The 16,074-nt window shown below is 46.7% G+C and carries 12 protein-coding genes; all 12 read right to left on the bottom strand.

Annotation, left to right across the window (positions count from 1 at the left end; genetic code table 11):
• Positions 1-61: 61 nt before the first annotated feature.
• On the bottom strand, positions 62-1,051 hold the full coding sequence (locus PPA03S_RS27735; protein WP_062328411.1) for an ABC transporter permease: 990 nt from the start codon (positions 1,049-1,051) through the stop codon (positions 62-64).
• The gene (locus tag PPA03S_RS27730) at positions 1,044-2,009 is read right to left on the bottom strand and encodes an ABC transporter ATP-binding protein (protein WP_062328409.1); all 966 of its coding nucleotides are present in this window, start codon (positions 2,007-2,009) and stop codon (positions 1,044-1,046) included. Before PPA03S_RS27730 ends, PPA03S_RS27735 begins: the two co-directional genes overlap by 8 nt.
• Complete coding sequence (locus PPA03S_RS27725) at positions 2,010-2,876, bottom strand: GDSL-type esterase/lipase family protein (protein ID WP_062328406.1); 867 nt, start codon at positions 2,874-2,876, stop codon at positions 2,010-2,012.
• Between the two features lie 247 nt (positions 2,877-3,123).
• Positions 3,124-3,897, bottom strand: a complete 774-nt coding sequence (locus PPA03S_RS27720) for a CAP domain-containing protein (protein ID WP_245683750.1) — start codon at positions 3,895-3,897, stop codon at positions 3,124-3,126.
• Positions 3,898-4,229: 332 nt separating this feature from the next.
• Positions 4,230-4,688: a GNAT family N-acetyltransferase gene (locus PPA03S_RS27715; RefSeq protein WP_062328403.1), complete on the bottom strand. Its 459-nt coding sequence runs from the start codon at positions 4,686-4,688 to the stop codon at positions 4,230-4,232.
• Positions 4,678-5,865: a formate-dependent phosphoribosylglycinamide formyltransferase gene (gene purT / locus PPA03S_RS27710; protein WP_062328401.1), complete on the bottom strand. Its 1,188-nt coding sequence runs from the start codon at positions 5,863-5,865 to the stop codon at positions 4,678-4,680. Before purT ends, PPA03S_RS27715 begins: the two co-directional genes overlap by 11 nt.
• 219 nt (positions 5,866-6,084) lie before the next feature.
• Positions 6,085-7,140 carry an NAD(P)/FAD-dependent oxidoreductase gene (locus PPA03S_RS27705; RefSeq protein ID WP_062328399.1) on the bottom strand — a complete coding sequence of 352 codons (1,056 nt, stop codon included), beginning with the start codon at positions 7,138-7,140 and terminating at the stop codon, positions 6,085-6,087.
• Between the two features lie 66 nt (positions 7,141-7,206).
• Complete coding sequence (locus tag PPA03S_RS27700) at positions 7,207-8,193, bottom strand: ABC transporter substrate-binding protein (RefSeq protein WP_062328396.1); 987 nt, start codon at positions 8,191-8,193, stop codon at positions 7,207-7,209.
• A gap of 131 nt (positions 8,194-8,324) precedes the next feature.
• Entirely contained in the window at positions 8,325-9,974 is a 1,650-nt protein-coding gene (locus tag PPA03S_RS27695) for an AraC family transcriptional regulator (RefSeq protein WP_062328393.1), read from the bottom strand.
• Between the two features lie 283 nt (positions 9,975-10,257).
• Positions 10,258-12,108, bottom strand: a complete 1,851-nt coding sequence (locus tag PPA03S_RS27690; protein ID WP_062328390.1) for an ABC transporter ATP-binding protein — start codon at positions 12,106-12,108, stop codon at positions 10,258-10,260.
• Positions 12,105-13,877, bottom strand: coding sequence for an ABC transporter ATP-binding protein (locus PPA03S_RS27685; protein WP_062328386.1), 1,773 nt, complete (start codon positions 13,875-13,877; stop codon positions 12,105-12,107). The genes PPA03S_RS27690 and PPA03S_RS27685 overlap by 4 nt, the downstream gene beginning before the upstream one ends.
• 321 nt (positions 13,878-14,198) lie before the next feature.
• The coding region (locus PPA03S_RS27680) for a dynamin family protein (protein WP_174532167.1) at positions 14,199-16,074 on the bottom strand (1,876 nt) is incomplete at its 5' end.

Below are 16,074 nucleotides of genomic sequence, written 5' to 3'. Positions count from 1 at the left end.
TTAACTTGCAACTAAAAAAATGCCTGAAATGCAAACAGATGTTTTCTTATCCTTGTCCATTTTAATTCAAGATATCCCGTTTCGTAAAGACAATGAATGACACAAAAAGTGAAGCAATGCCCCAAACGCTAAGCACAATAAGGGAAAAACCCAAATTCATCCCTTCGATTGGCGGCAAACCCCCAGACAAATAATTCGGAAGTTCGAGATTCACCATAAACAGATATTTCGCTGACTGCCAGGAGGCAGCCATACTCGTAAGAATGGTACCTGCGATGAGTGCTGCCATCATAATAACAATACTTGCAGCTGTACTTCGAACCAATACAGAAACCATGAAAGCAAGCATCGCAACAATAACACTGACAAACCAGATTAGTCCAGCCTGCATTAACATGTATAGCCACTGGTCCACAGCATGCACTGCCGACATATCGACATCCGTGCCCACAACCTTGAATCCGGTAAAGATCGGCATGCCGAAACCTTTATATCCGAACACGGCTCCCGAGATCACATAACAGATAATGTACGCCGACACCACGATAATTGACACAAACATAATCAGTGTAATGAGTTTGCTCAGCAGCACTTTCCAGCGTTTGACCGGACGGGTTAGAAGCATCTTGATCGTACCTGTGGTACGCTCACCGGACACGAGGTCCGAAGCAATCGCCATAATGAGCAGCGGGATGAACAGTCCAACAGCGTTATTCATGAATTCCCGCGTAAACGTTACACCGCCAGGTTCCTTGGGATTGATGTCATTTTCCAGATAATATTGCATCTGTTGGATGTACACCGTTCTGTACTTTTTATATTCTTCAGGTACGCGGTCACTTCCAAGCGAGTTTTGATTATCCGTAATAGCCTGCTGCAGTTCAAGCCGCCAGTCCCCGCCAAACTTGTCACGATTATTTTCCGCAGATTTCATCTGGGCATACGTAAACATTGGAACCAGGACCGCCAGTACAATAAAAATAATATAAAGACGTTTTTTCTTCACCATCTTGATCGTTTCGTTGCGGATCAGCGGCATGATGTTACTCAATGGATTCACCTTCTGTCATTTTTAAGAATAACTGTTCCAGCGTAGGCTGAATCCGCTGTACGCCTTCAACCTGAATCCCGGCTTGCACCATCTGCTGCACCAGGTTCGGAATCCGATCCTCATGCATTTCGGCAACGACAGCATTCGGACCAAGCCCAGCAATGATGGTATCGTCCATAACATCGGCTGGCCGATCTACGAGGGAAACACCTGCATCCAGCAGCATTTTTTTGCCTTCTTCCAGCGGCGTAACATGCCATATCGCCAATTTGGAATGGTCTTCAATCAGTTCATTGACCCCGCCAACTGCAAGGACGCGGCCTGCACTGATAATCGCCACCCTGTCACAGAGAAGCTGAATCTCACTGAGCAGATGACTGCTGACGAATACAGCCATCCCTTCGCTCGCAAGCTGTTTAATAAAGACACGAAGTTCCTTAATCCCTTTGGGGTCAAGTCCATTCGTAGGCTCATCCAGAATCAGCAGTCGCGGGCGTCCAAGCAGTGCCTGTGCAATGCCAAGACGTTGACGCATTCCCAGAGAGTAGGTTCTTACTTTATCATGAATCCGCTGATCAAGCCGAACAATATCCACAACTTCCTGAATACGGTCATTATCCACGCCAGGCTGCATACGGGCAAAATGCTCCAGGTTCTCCCACCCGGTCAAATACGTGTAGACCTCCGGGTTCTCCACAATGGATCCCACATATTTCAAGGCTCTTTCAGGATCACGATTCACATCATAACCGCAGACTTTAATCTTGCCTTCCGTCGGTTTGATCAGATCGACTAACATCCGAATGGTTGTTGTCTTCCCGGCACCATTGGGCCCCAGAAAACCAAAAATTTCGCCTGGCTTAACGTCAAAAGTTACATCCTTAATGATCCACTTGCGTCCAATTTTTTTCTTCAGATGCTGCACGGACAATACGGAATCAGTCTGTTCTTGTGCCATTTATTTTCCGCTCCCTTCTGCTGGAGTATCCGCCTGATATTCCTGCGCAACCCGAGCGGCAATCTGCTCGTATCCTTCTCCATTGGGATGAAAATGATCTGATGACAGATACTGTCCCAGATGATTTTCAAACAGATCAAATGTAGGCACGAGCGTCATCTTGTCCTCGTTGTTCAAAATAGCTAGAGCCGCATCATTCCATGCAGCCACCGCTGCATTTCCCGGTTCTTTCAATTCCTTGACATCGCCAAACGGATTATACAGCCCTATGTATGCGATCTGAGCATCCGGGTTAATCTCTTTTACTTTTTTCAAAATCTCCTGCAAACGCTTGGACGTCTCAGGTAAAGCCGCAGCAAGTGTCTCTGCCGTTGGCGCGTCTTCTCCCTGTAGAACTTGTCCACCTTGGAATAGATCATTGGCTCCGATCGACAACAAAATAAAGTTGGACTGTTGTAAGACATAACGTACGCCCTGCTCATCTAGCTTGCTCAACAATGCGTCTGTTCTTAAACCGTTCACACCCATATTGTTTAGCACTTGCACATCATATCCCTGGTCTTTGAGCAAATTAGCTGCCCGTCTTACAAAACCAAGCCCTTCATCATCCCCGGTACCTCTTGCCAGTGAATCACCAATCACAGCCATTCGAATTTTGCCATCATTCACCGCAGGTCTTTCTTTCCCGCTATCCAGCGCTGGTGTCGCTGTCTGCTGGCCTGTCCCTAGCTTGGCATCTCCCTCAGGAAAAATGACGTCTTTGATGGCATACCCAAATCCAAATAACAGCAGCAATGTTGTCAATATGGATACTGTACTGATGGTTCTCCAGATCCATGGCGCCGAATCAAGATTTCTTTTTTTCATTCATCACATCTCCGCTCATGTACACCAGGCCGGGTACTTAAAATTTAAAATAATTTTACATTAAGATGACGCTTTTTCTAAATAACATAAATGTTCTGTCGTTATTTTGCAAATTTTGCTGTTATATAAGTGGAATCCGGTATCCAATACGTTTTTTACACAAAAAAAGCCATGTCACGCACAGCTTCAAGCCGTGATGACATAGCCTTTTTTTGAATTAAACCAGATTATTCTTCAATAAAAATGATTAATTGCCGATAAATTCTTGAGCCCAATATCCGTTGTAATATCCAACACCAATTTTGGTAAAGTTTTTGCTCAGGATATTCGCACGGTGGCCTTCGCTATTCATCCAGGCTGTAACAACCTCTTGAGGTGTTTTTTGCCCTTGCGCGATATTCTCGCCAGCATAGCTGTAAGTTACTCCGAATTGTTTCATCATGTCAAACGGAGAACCATAGGTTGGTGATTGGTGGTCAAAATAATTGTTGTCGCTCATATCTTTCGCTTTGGCTACAGCCACTTTGTCCAAAAGAGCATCGGAAGCCAATGCGCCCAGACCTGCTTTGGCACGTTCAGCGTTCACCAGTTTTACGACCTGAGCTGCAAAATCCGATTTTGTGCTCTCACTGCCACTGTTTTTTGTATTGCCTGTAGTCGTTCCGTTTCCAGTATTTGAAGGATCTTTGGCAGGTGTCGTTGCCGGTTTCTTCTCTGGAGTTGGTTTTGCAGGTGTTACCGGTTTTGCAGGTGCTGTCGGTTGAGCTGGCTTAGTGGTTGGATCAGGCTTTGCAGCAGGCTTCTCTACCGTTGTTTGCCCCTCACTCTCGGATACTTTGTATCCATTTTGTTTCAGCCATTGCTCAATGTATGCTTTTAGACTCTCTGCACTCGTAATTTTATACGTTGTAGTCTTATATGATACATCTGCAGCAGAAGCGGAAGCAGGGAGCATAATCCCTACGGCAAGTACGGCTGTCAGACTGCTGGTTACGACGGTTTTCATCCATTTCTTCTTCAAATTCAATTCATCTCCTTAGAAATTAGTTATGACAACTTTGTAATTAATACTCTAGGAGTATATCAATTCACAAGTAGAATGTGAACCTATAAAATATGGAAAAGTAACTTTTTTGTCATTTTTAGGACCTGTTTCAAAACAGCTCCGGGCGGACCCAGCCTCCTGATACATCCTCTGGAATCATGCATATTTAATGATGAATCACATCAATTCAAGAAAAAATGCATAAAAAAACGGCATTCGGACAAAAAGTGCTCGCCGAATGCCATTCACCATCTATTTATCATTCACCACACCTGAACGTGAAGATCACGATATAATGAAATTTTTTTCTATAGAAGAACTTTACTGAAACGATAGCCTCTCTTCTGGAAACCAATGTGTTCATAGAAGGAATATGTCGTTGAAGTCACTTCGCGATTCGCACCTGTGACAAACAATTGTTTTCCGCCTTGTTGTCTGCCCCAGTCTTCGGCACGAGCCATCAGACGACGGCCAATCCCGCCTCCACGGTGCTCCTGACCTACGATCAGAGACGTGATTTGGGCGGCAGGTTCCGGATAGGCATGACTTTGCACACACTGCAAGCCGATCACACCAATAATTTGTTCATCCACTTCGGCAACAAGCATGCATGCGTTTGGATTGCTCTCCAAACATTCAATGCGCTCTTTCATAACATTAGCTGTTGTCGGATAGCTGACCTCTCGCATCAGTCCCGTTACCGCTTCAGCATCTCGCAGTTCACACTCCCGGATCATCAGTACAGGGGCCTCAACATTATTGGACATGATTTACCTCCACTTTCAGCATATTAGCGGCTTGTACCGCAGTTTTACGAGCTTCTTCCACATCTGGACCGGCGCTTAACGCTACGGCCATGCGGCGTCCTACTTTGGTTTCAGGTTTACCAAATACACGAACCTGAGTGCGAGGAAGCGCCAGCGCTTCTTCCATTCCGCTAACTGTAAAGTCAGATGTTTCATCATTAGCCTTCAGCGTAGCTGAAGCTCCCGGTGTCAGCAGATGTACATCTGTAACCGGAAAACCAAGAATTGCACGTACATGCAGCGCAAACTCGGAACTGTCTTGCGTCACCATGGTAACCATGCCCGTATCATGCGGGCGAGGAGATACTTCGCTGAATACTACACCGTCTGGTGTCAAAAATAATTCAACCCCGAACAGTCCGTAACCGCCAAGCTCATCTGTAACCGATTTGGCGATATGACAAGCCTGCTCCCATTGCTCAGAAGTCATGGCATGAGGCTGCCAGGATTCGACATAATCCCCATCCTTTTGAATATGACCAATTGGAGGACAGAATACGGTTCCTGATACGGAGCGTACAGTTAACAGTGTAATTTCACTGTCAAACTTTACAAAGCTCTCCACAATGACTCGTACGGATTTGCCACGAGCTCCCGAAAGAGCAATGTTCCAGCAATCCTCTACGTCATCCGGTGTACGGCATACACTCTGCCCTTTGCCGGACGAGCTCATCAGTGGTTTAATCACACAAGGTGTGCCAAGTTCACGTACGGCTTCCTGAAGCTGTTCCAGGTTGTCCGCAAAAAGGTAGGCTGCTGTTGGAAGATTCAATTGTTCTGCTGCAAGACGACGGATGCCTTCGCGATCCATGGTTAGACGTGCAGCTCGCGCGGTAGGCACGACACAAAATCCCTCTTCCTCAAGCTCCAATAAAGCTTCTGTTGCGATAGCTTCGATCTCAGGTACGATGTAATGAGGTTGTTCCTTACGGATCAATTGTTTCAAAGCTTCGGCATTTAACATGTCGATGCAGTATGACCGATGAGCAACCTGCATGGCAGGTGCGTTGTCGTAACGATCGACAGCGATCGTCTCTACTCCCAGTCGTTGAGCCTCAATAACGACCTCTTTTCCCAATTCTCCGCTGCCCAAAAGCAGCATTTTTTTGGCTTGAGCCGTAAAAGGAGCACCCCACATGTTCTTTCCAATCCTCCCAAAGAGAAATCTTCTATATCTATCTCTCTATTTTCGGGGTTTTGGTTAAAGAATGCAAGAGTGCTCCCTATTTTTCTTGTGAATTTTACAAGATTTTTTGTGTTTTTTCGATCAAATTTTACAATTACCGCTTATAGATTCGATACTCCTTCCATTCCTCCCAAATTTAAGGATGTGATTCTAATGTTAATCAGCATTCTGTTATAAACTTGAGGAAGCCTGCTTCCCGAAAGTTCCCCAACCTGTAATTTGCCGATTTTTCTCTCGAAAAAGGTCATTATGTGAAGAAACATAGGCCATTTGGGGCGCCTGAGGATTCAAGTACTGTTTCGCACTGTTTACTGCCACAATTGCATCATTAAAAGCTCCGGCAATCAGTCGTACTTTGCTCTCATGGGTTGCACAATCCCCAGCCGAAAAAATACCAGGAATATTAGTCTCTGCAAACCGGCTCATTACAATCATGCCTTCGCTCATCTCCAGGCCACAACGGGCAATGTCGCTTACATGGCTTGTATACCCATGGCTAACCACGATTTCATCCACTTCGAGCAGAATATTCTCCCCGGTATGTACGTGAGTTATAGCCACCTGATGTATGCGTTCCCCATTCCCGTATAACTGCGTAATTTGATAAGGTGTACGCACATCTGTGATGTTTTTCATATGTTTCACATTTCGTTCCATGGCGCGAAATTCCTCTTGACGGTGAACAACGGTTACCGTTTTAGCTTGTTCCGCGAGCTCAATGGTCCAGTCAACAGCACTGTTGCCTCCACCTGAAATCAACACATGTTTCCCCTTAAAACGCTCCGTACTTTGCACCGTATAATGGAGATTGCTCCGCTCGTATTCATGGGCTTCTTCCATGTCCAGTCGTTGAATTTCAGCGATCCCCCGACCGATCGCGATAATAATGGTGCGTGAATAATGCAGCTCGCCTCCACTAGTATGCAGGGCGAATAGTCTGTTGTCCATGGGGGTGAATCGCTCTATACTGCAATTCAATACAACGGTTGGATCAAATGTGTTCGCCTGCTGCACGAGCCACTCGATCAACCTGGAACATGTCATGGGCGGCACCCCGCCCACATCCCATATCGTTTTATCCGAATAGGTATGCAGAAAGCCGCCAAGCTGATCTTTGCCTTCAATCACTTTCACTTTCATTTCGCGCATTCCCGCATAAAAGGCCGCATACATGCCCGCAGGACCACCGCCAATGATTGTCACATCATAAATGTCTTCTTCATTCATTTCGGACACATCCCGTTCTGATTTTTGCGTTGAAAAGCAATGATAACAATAGCGCCTTCTATCTTATTAATTCTTTTCCCTAAAAGCAGCAACGATATCATCAATCACATAATTGTCGGCAAGCGGAGACATTCCCAGGTTGAACCATTCCTTTCCTCCGACCATGTAGACATGATCATTCTTGACCGCCTTCAGATTTTTCCACAGTGATGTGGTTAACATCTCTTCAAACTTGCTTTTTATCTCCTGGTTCGTCTCATCATCCAACTGTACAATCAGATGATCTGCATCGTATTCGGGCAGTACTTCCAAGGATACAGACATTGCATTTTCGGATTTAGGGAAATTTGGCAGTGATTTCAAAGCCAATTGTTTGTGAATGAAGCTTCCCCGGTCGATGTTCTCGCCATGCAATACGATTTCCTTTTCCATCACTCTGATGTACAACACAGTCTCGTCACCAATCAGGCTGTGCAACGTTTCGGCGCCTTGTTTTTCATGCTGCTCCAGGTCTTGCATAACCTGTTCAGCCTGATCTTCTTTCCCCAGAATCGCTGCCATATCACGCAGTTCATCTCGCCAGTCATCATACTCTGGCAGCAGAACGGTTGGAGCAATCTGGGAAAGCTGATCATAGTCCTTTTTTGACCACCAAGCAGGAGCAATAATTAAGTCTGGACCTGCTTCAAGAATAGCTTCAAAATCAGGTGTCCTTGCGATGCCCATCTTCAGCGTATTGGAGAATGGCTCTTGTAGATACGCTGGAAACTCAGAATGATAGTTCTGTGCAGCCACTGGTACGACCCCAAGTGCATATAATAACTCCGGGTATACAACCGACAGACCGATTACCCGTTGTGGTGATTCAGGTACGGTAATATCCCCCATTTCAGTATGGACCACTTTTACCTTGTCATTTTCTACTGCTGATGAATGGGGCGCTCCTGTTTCTTGCGCTTCACTTGAAGACACCTTCTGACTGGTCGGACTACATGCGGAAATCATGAGTAAAATCAAAATTGCACACACCATTGTTAACCCTTTGAACTTCACTTCGTATGTACCCCCTATATGTCAAATAGAAATGAAAATGATTCATTAATAATAATTATCATTATCATTTAGATATAGGAGTAGTATATTAAATTACGTTCCTGCATGATATCGACGATTCGGACTTTTTGTTATGGACGATCTTGCCAGATCTTTAATACCTCATCCAGCATCAGTTCATGGGTAAACGCAGTATAATCCAGCAGAACGCTCGGCATGAGTATATCAATGCATCCATTTTGGACTGCTGTCGTATCATTCCACGCTTTAGAGTTTCGAAGAGCGCTCCACGTTTGCTTGGACTTCTCATCCTCCTCCACGATCAACAGCATTCTATCTATTGAGAGCTTCAGCAGTTCTGTAACTTTCACTGTTCCCAGCTCCCAGAATGCCTCTACCCCTTCAGGACCGTTCATTTGCATGTCCACATAAAATACAGAAGCTATGCTCCTAGGCCCCAGCACCTGCAGCACTTCGCCATGTACTCTCAGTACAAGCAACCTTTCTTCCAGAAGGTGGCCTGCAAGCTGTGTTCTAACCATCGCTGACTTCTCATCATATCTTTGCAGCCACACCTCCGCAACATCCGATCTGTCCAAAAAACGGGCAACATATTTCAGGTGATCCCGCCAATCTCCCTTTTCCTGCGGAATGATGCATACAGGTGCAATGGAACGAAGCTGATGAGCCAGCGTGTCCGACATTTCTCTCTCAACGGTGATGATATAATCCGGATCAACCATGCGAAGCTGCTCCAGCCAGATGGCTTCCACCTCACCCAGCGGCATGACTTTGTCCGTTTCATATTTTCGTCTGTAATACTCAGTCCATGGATGACTTGCTTTTGCAGCACATGGAATAATCTGCAAGGCAAGGAGCGTTCCTATGCTCAAGGAATGAACAGCCGCTATTTTTTGCTTGCTGCCCTGTATAAATGCGGCTGGGGCAATACCCGAAATTTGCTTGAATTTACGCCTGAAGTACATTTCATCCTGATAGCCCACGTATGATGCAATATCCTTGAGACGATAACTGTGATCGTTTCTCATGATTATCTGTGCTTGCTTGATGCGGAAAAAGGTCAAATAGTCCACCGCGCTGCAACCATATCTTTTTTTGAATAAGCGCATGAAGTGACGAGAACTCATTCGTGCAACAGCTGCCAGCTCATGTATCGTTATTTTGTTCATATAATTCTGTTCAATGTAGTCCTTTGCAAGCTCTGCAGGTGAAGTGGAAAAACGCCCTTCTGCACGAACCACATCGTTGAACAGGGTATACAGTAATTCCAGAAAACAAATTTGAGCATAGTATCTTTGCAAACCATTGTTACTCCGTGCTTGCTGATAGATCGTCTGACAGAGCAAACCAACCGCAACCGACGAAGCGCATATGACCTCACTGCCACACGAATCCCCCAGAAGTTGCTTCACAGTATCGAGAGCAGCACATTCATTATGATCTGCCGAATGCATCACATCAAAGTTCATATGATACATTCCACGTTCATCCAGTGAATGAACATTTGCCTCAACTAACTGACCCGGCAGTCCGATGTACAACGCCCCTGAGCACAATTCAATAAAGTTGCCATCCACTGTTAAGAAGCCCTGACCGCTGGCCATAAACAATAACATATACGTATCCAGGAAGTGTTTTCTCAAACACCACTCCTTTACACAATCGCTTGCGCCAGGATGGTCCACATGTAGAAGCTTAAAGTGCAGATGATCCAATTTATCAAAACGTTTGAACTGGACTTCCCTATGTTCTTCCTGCATCGTTCTCCCTCCGCCGTCCTGATGGTTCCTTTCGGTTATCGTAAAATATAACACAATTCCTTAAATGCACTAAATACCAATAAGAGTCGTTATGCACGTCCTCTTTCATAAACGGCCAGAACTGGGCCATTGGAATTAAAAAAAGACACTCACAGTATTCCTTATCCCTGCCTTCATTAGAAACAATTTGCTTTTCTTGAAGGAATAATTAGGGTTAAGGTTACCGAAGTGTCAAGTGTATCAGTCATAAATATCTAAAATATACATATAGACCGGAATTCATTTACAAAAATCTGTATTGAGCTTCTATTAATCCATTATAAACTCCTTGTTTCTGGATAAGTTGCTCATGGTTTCCTTCTTCCTTAATTTCGCCATGATCCAGCACAATGATCTTATCTGCATTTCGGATCGTCGAGAGACGGTGGGCTACCATAAAGGAAGTTCTTCCTTCCAACAGCACTTTCAAAGCCTCCTGGATTTTGAGCTCCGTTTCGGTATCTATACTGGCCGTCGCTTCATCCAGAATCAAGATCCGAGGGTCTGCCAGCAAGGCGCGGGCAAAGGATAACAATTGCCGTTGTCCCATGGATAATACATTCCCGCGTTCCTCCACTTCCGTATCATATCCCCCAGGCAGTTTCATAATGAATTCATGCGCATTGACAGCCTTCGCTGCTTCTTCCACTTCCTCATTGGTTGCGTCCAGCCGTCCAAAACGAATATTGTCTCGAATGGTGCCAGAGAAGATAAACGTATCCTGCAACACAATACTGATCTGGCTGCGCAGACTTTCTACCGTTACGTCCCTCACATCCTGACCGTCAATGGTGAGTCGTCCGCTGGATATGTCATAGAACCGGCTGATGAGATTGATAATGGTACTTTTACCTGAACCCGTATGCCCTACAAGTGCAATCGATTGTCCTGCATTTGCAGAGAAACTGATGCCCTTCAGCGCCTGTCGGCCCTTTTCATATTCAAACACCACATTGTCGAATACAACATCGCCTTTAATAGAAGCAAGCGGCTTGGCTCCAGGTTTATCTGCAATACTCGGCTCTTCATCCATAAACTCGAAGATCCGCTCAGAGGAAGCCATCGCAACGAGCAGCTGATTATACATTTGCCCCAGACGGTTAATCGGGTCCCAGAAGTTGCCGACATAGTTGGCAAATGCTACAAGCAATCCGATTGTCAGCTGCCCTTCTTGAATCAGATAAGCACCAAACCAGAACAGGATCAGCGTTCCGAAGCCGCCCGTAATTTCAATCAGAGGACCAAAGCCCTGGTTCATGGCCGAAGCTCGGTCCCAGGATTTTTTGCTCGACAGATTCATATTGTCAAAATATTTCATGTTCTCTTTTTCCTGCGTATACGCCTGAGTCACCCGAATCCCCTGAATGGATTCATTCAAATGGGAGTTGATACGGGAGTTCTTCATACGTACATCCTGCCATGCACGGCGGATCAGCACACGCAGTTTGGTCGAAATGATAAACATGATTGGAACGGTAATAATGACCGCAAGACCCAGTTTCCAGTTGATCAGCAGCAAAATAACGATAATTCCGAGCAGCTGCACACAGTCAATCATGACGTTCACCGCACCGTTGGTGAACAGATCCTGCAGGGAGTTGATATCATTGGTGATACGCACCAGTACCGAACCTGCAGGTCTTTTGTCAAAGAAATTAAAGGATAGCTTCTGGATATGCTTGAACAGATCCGAGCGAAGATCGTAAATGACCCGCTGCCCGATAATGTTCGTCAATTTGATCCGATACGTATTGGCCGCCCACTGAATCAGGTATAACGCAAGGACTGAACCAGCAATAATATAGAGCATCGTCAAGCTTGGTAACCCCGTTGCAGGTGCAATCGCTTTATCAATCGCCAAACTGATCAAAAATGGAACGGACAATTTCGTGATGGTGCCCAAAATCATCATTAGAATAATGAGCGGCAAGAGTTGTCTTGCATAAGGCTTCATGTACGAGAACAAACGCCCGAACTCACGCCAGTTAAACGGCTTTTCTATTATTTCATCGTCCTGATATACAAAACGTTCATTCATTTTCTTGTCAGAGGCTTCTTTAGCCTCGCGCCTATCGGCTACCGTTTCGGCACTCATGAATTCACCTGCTCCCCAGCCTCCCGCTTACCGCGGGCAATATAATCTGCGTATTGAATCTCATATACGTCCCGGTAAGGCCCAGGCTCTTCAATGAGACGTTTGTGTGTACCACGTTGAACGACCCGTCCTTCATCCAGCACCAGAATCTCATCTGCATGACGTAATGAAGAGATCCGATGCGCAATGATAAACGTCGTTCTTCCACGCATGACTTCCTGGAACCCGGATTGAATTTCATGTTCGGTCTCCATGTCGACTGCACTGGTTGCATCATCCAGAACGAGAATTTTCGGATTCTTGAGCAATGCCCGCGCAATCGCTATACGCTGTTTCTGTCCTCCAGACAAGCCCATCCCGCGTTCTCCTACGACTGTATCGTAACCATCAGGGAATTCCATAATAAAGTCATGGGCTTTGGCGAGCTTGGCTGCACGGATAATTTCGTCCATCGTAACATGCTTGAGCCCATAAGAAATGTTGTTGCGAATGCTGGAAGAGAACAGGAACGTTTCCTGGAATACAGAAGCAATCTGACTCCGCAGGCTGCGAATGCCGATGTCCTTAATATTCTTTCCATCCAACTTGATGGTACCCGAGTTCACATTATATGCCCGCATGAGAAGCTGTATAATGGTCGACTTACCCGACCCTGTCCCTCCCAGGAATCCGATGACGGAACCAGGTGGTGCATCAAAGTTAATATCCGTTACCGCAGGCATTTTATTGCCGTAGGCAAAGGTAACGGACTCAAAGGTCACATGCCCATTAACCTGATCAGCCTCCACAATGACGGGATCTTCCGTCTCCTGCACATCTACCGGCGTATTCAACAGTTCTAACACCCGTTCACCCGATGCTTTGGATTGCGTATAGTTGTTGATATGGAAACCAAGGTTCCACATTGGACCGATTATGTACCAGATCAAACTGAAAAAGGCAACGAGTTGACCGAGTGTTAACGATTCTTGAATAACCATGTTTCCACCAACCAGGAGCAGCAGGACTACGCTGACCGAAGCGAGAATCTCCATGATCGGAAAATAGTGGCTCCACAATGTGGCTGCATGAATCTGATTTGTTTTGTAACGCTCGTTGCGTGTGGAAAACTTCTCCACTTCGTAAGGCTCGCGCGCAAAAGATTTTACAGTACGCACCCCTGTGATATTCTCCTGTACCGCAGTCGTCAGTGAGCTGAGTGCGAGCCGCATTTCTTGGAACGCCGGGTGAATTCGGGATTCGAATCTCAGCGCAACGTAGGCAAGCAGAGGAATACATATGAGCGTTAGCAAGGTAAGCTTCCAGCTCATGGTCATCATCATGATTGCGCCGAATACGACCATCAGAACCATATTGAGAATCTGAGCGAAGCCAAAACCGATAAAGTTACGGATCGCTTCGAGATCTCCCGTGAGGCGGGACATCAAGTCTCCCGTTTTGGCCGTATCATAATACCGGAAGGATAAAAATTGAAGCTTTTCGTAACAAGCGTTACGAAGTCGGTACGCCAGGAAGTTCCCAAGACGCCCTCCAAAAAGACCATGTAGAAATTGCATTCCCGCTTTCAAAATAACGACGCCTAACACCGTTAAAGCAAGTTTGGGAACGTCTTCAAAATTACGCGGGGTAATGACGTCATCAATCAGTATCCTTAGCAGGTTCGGATACACCAGTCCAAGCGCGGTCGCTATGGCGAGGCATAAGATCGATAAAAATAAATACGTGCGCTTCTCCCAGAAAAAGATCTGCAATTGCCTGAGAACATCCATGTCTCTCCTCCTCTTATATCGTTCAAAAACAGTATGAACATTTATGAAGTTTATCACCGTCCCCCATTCGCGGCAAAGCGAATAAGCGACCATATTCAGGCTACTTTCACCTTAATGCGTCATTAAGGGAGGTAGATACCCTCCTATCAATCAAATGTTTGAATATTCTCTTCCTTTCAGGTTGTTCGTATCAAAAAAGGCTCCCTGTATGCCTTTACAGGCAGGAGCCTTTTTGGGTATAACGACAACATTTCAAAATATCGCCGGTTTACTCATTTCGCTTTTCAACCGTTTCCATACAGACATGGATTTCAATACCTTTTATTCACGTTCCATCTGTTCCAGTTGAGCAGACAGACTCTCCCATTCTTCGGCAGGAATTCCACTCGTCAGTGTCTCGTGAAGGGCACCCACGGCCTCCTCAAGTCGCTCTTCCAATTGACGGGAATGATGCTGCAAAGACTGCCCAAGCTGGTTGTCATAGAATTGAATCAGCTTATTCTCTGCAGCAGGAAGAACATCAATCACCATCTGTTTAATTACAGGATCAAGTGCCTCCTGCAGCCGTTGTCGTCCATCTCCTTCGAAGAACTGTTTCGGATTACGGAAATAACTCGAATAGGCTTTCCACCCCGAAGGTTCTTCCAAACGCACCTCTTCCAGGACAGGCGTGCTCCAGCGTTCGTTCAGAAGCAACGACAGATCCATTCCTCCAGATAATCGTTTCAGTTCATCTACGCATTCGGTCACTTGCTTATGCATCCAAGTCTGACCAGCCTGTTCGAGTCTGAGTGTAGTGGCGAGCAGTTCCTGTTCCAGTTCGATGGCAATCATGCGCAGCAGTTCGCGACCACAGGCTGCGAAGGCTGCTTTCAGATTCCCGCGATCCTCACGAAGGACTGAAGGATGGAATGCTTCTGCCATGAACAGACCAAACCGGTAACCCAGCCGCTGCCGCACATGGAACAGCAGTTCAGCGGTTTCCTGTGCCAATTCTGCCTTCATGGACCGTTCCGCAAGCAAATGCACTCTCTGAAGTGACTGATCCTGGATTGAACCCAGTTCTTCCCGACGTCGCTGTAGTACCTCTTCGCCCTGGGCCGCATCCTCGGCACGTGTCTTCAGCCGTTTTATCACCCGTGCGATCTCTTCTGAAGCTCCACCGACCGCAAGATCCGCAAGCTCTTTTCCTGCAAACCGGTTAAATTCTTCCTCGAACTGAATGAAGCCGGATTGTTCCAGCAGCGTCACATCATTGGCCGTTTTCCCTTCCATCGCCAGCATGCTGGATACTGGAAACAGACGAGGTGCCCGAATACCATTACTGCGCAGCTGTGTGCTCACATGGTCAAGGACCTGCTCCAACTCCTCTTCAGAGGAAGACAAATCACTCGCATTCACCACAAAGAACATCTGATCCATTGCCGAGCTGTCTTTCACTCGTCCCAATTGATTCAGGAACTGTCGGTCTCCTTGAGAGAAGGCATGATTATAGTACGTTACGAAAATGAGTGCGTCCGCATTCTTCATATAATTGAATGTGACGCCCGTATGACGGGCATTCACGGAGTCAGCCCCTGGCGTATCTACAAGGACAATCCCTTGTTCTGTTACATCACAACTGTAGTACAGATCAATACTGTCGACAAAGCAAGACTTTTTCTCATTGGCAACAAAATTTCGATATCCATTCAGATCCACCAGCACATCCTGGCCTAGTTGATCTGCGGTGTTCTCCCAGCCTGCTGCGGCGGCCTGCAAAAAGCTGTAGTGCGGGCGCCCCGCGGGGTGTACATCCTGCGGCGAAAGGGCCTTGACCCGTTTTTGCCAGTCTGTCCCAGGCTCGCCCAGTCCGAGTAAACGGAAGGAATACGCAAGATCTTCCTGGAAGGCGTCCCGGGACTTCATCCGGACCCGGGCGGTTCCATGCTCCGCGCCACTGGACGGAGCCATGATCCGGTTAATCGCCGCTGTCGTAGGATGCGGCGAGACCGGTAATACAGCTTCGCCGAGCAACGCGTTGGCGAAGGAGGACTTGCCTGCGCTGAACGCGCCGAACAGCGCCAGCGTAAACGTGCCGCCCGCAAGCGAAGCCGCGCGTGCACGCAGATCCCGTACCGCCGACCCCATGGCGGGGTACGGCTCGACCAGCGCAGCGGCGGCTTCCAGCCGTGCCGCCGCTGCGTCCAGGCGCCGG

Origin of the sequence: Paenibacillus pabuli NBRC 13638, from assembly GCF_001514495.1 — a bacterium.
Lineage (GTDB): Bacteria > Bacillota > Bacilli > Paenibacillales > Paenibacillaceae > Paenibacillus > Paenibacillus pabuli.
This window is presented reverse-complemented; position numbering and strand designations above follow the sequence as displayed.

What these genes read in the sequence shown, in the direction of transcription:
- PPA03S_RS27725 (WP_062328406.1), bottom strand. Translation starts at nt 2,876, where the DNA reads ATGAAAAAAAGAAATCTTGATTCGGCGCCATGGATCTGGAGAACCATC.
- PPA03S_RS27705 (WP_062328399.1), bottom strand. Translation starts at nt 7,140, where the DNA reads ATGAATGAAGAAGACATTTATGATGTGACAATCATTGGCGGTGGTCCT.
- PPA03S_RS27715 (WP_062328403.1), bottom strand. Translation starts at nt 4,688, where the DNA reads ATGTCCAATAATGTTGAGGCCCCTGTACTGATGATCCGGGAGTGTGAA.
- PPA03S_RS27730 (WP_062328409.1), bottom strand. Translation starts at nt 2,009, where the DNA reads ATGGCACAAGAACAGACTGATTCCGTATTGTCCGTGCAGCATCTGAAG.
- PPA03S_RS27685 (WP_062328386.1), bottom strand. Translation starts at nt 13,877, where the DNA reads ATGGATGTTCTCAGGCAATTGCAGATCTTTTTCTGGGAGAAGCGCACG.
- PPA03S_RS27695 (WP_062328393.1), bottom strand. Translation starts at nt 9,974, where the DNA reads ATGCAGGAAGAACATAGGGAAGTCCAGTTCAAACGTTTTGATAAATTG.
- purT (WP_062328401.1), bottom strand. Translation starts at nt 5,865, where the DNA reads ATGTGGGGTGCTCCTTTTACGGCTCAAGCCAAAAAAATGCTGCTTTTG.
- PPA03S_RS27690 (WP_062328390.1), bottom strand. Translation starts at nt 12,108, where the DNA reads ATGAGTGCCGAAACGGTAGCCGATAGGCGCGAGGCTAAAGAAGCCTCT.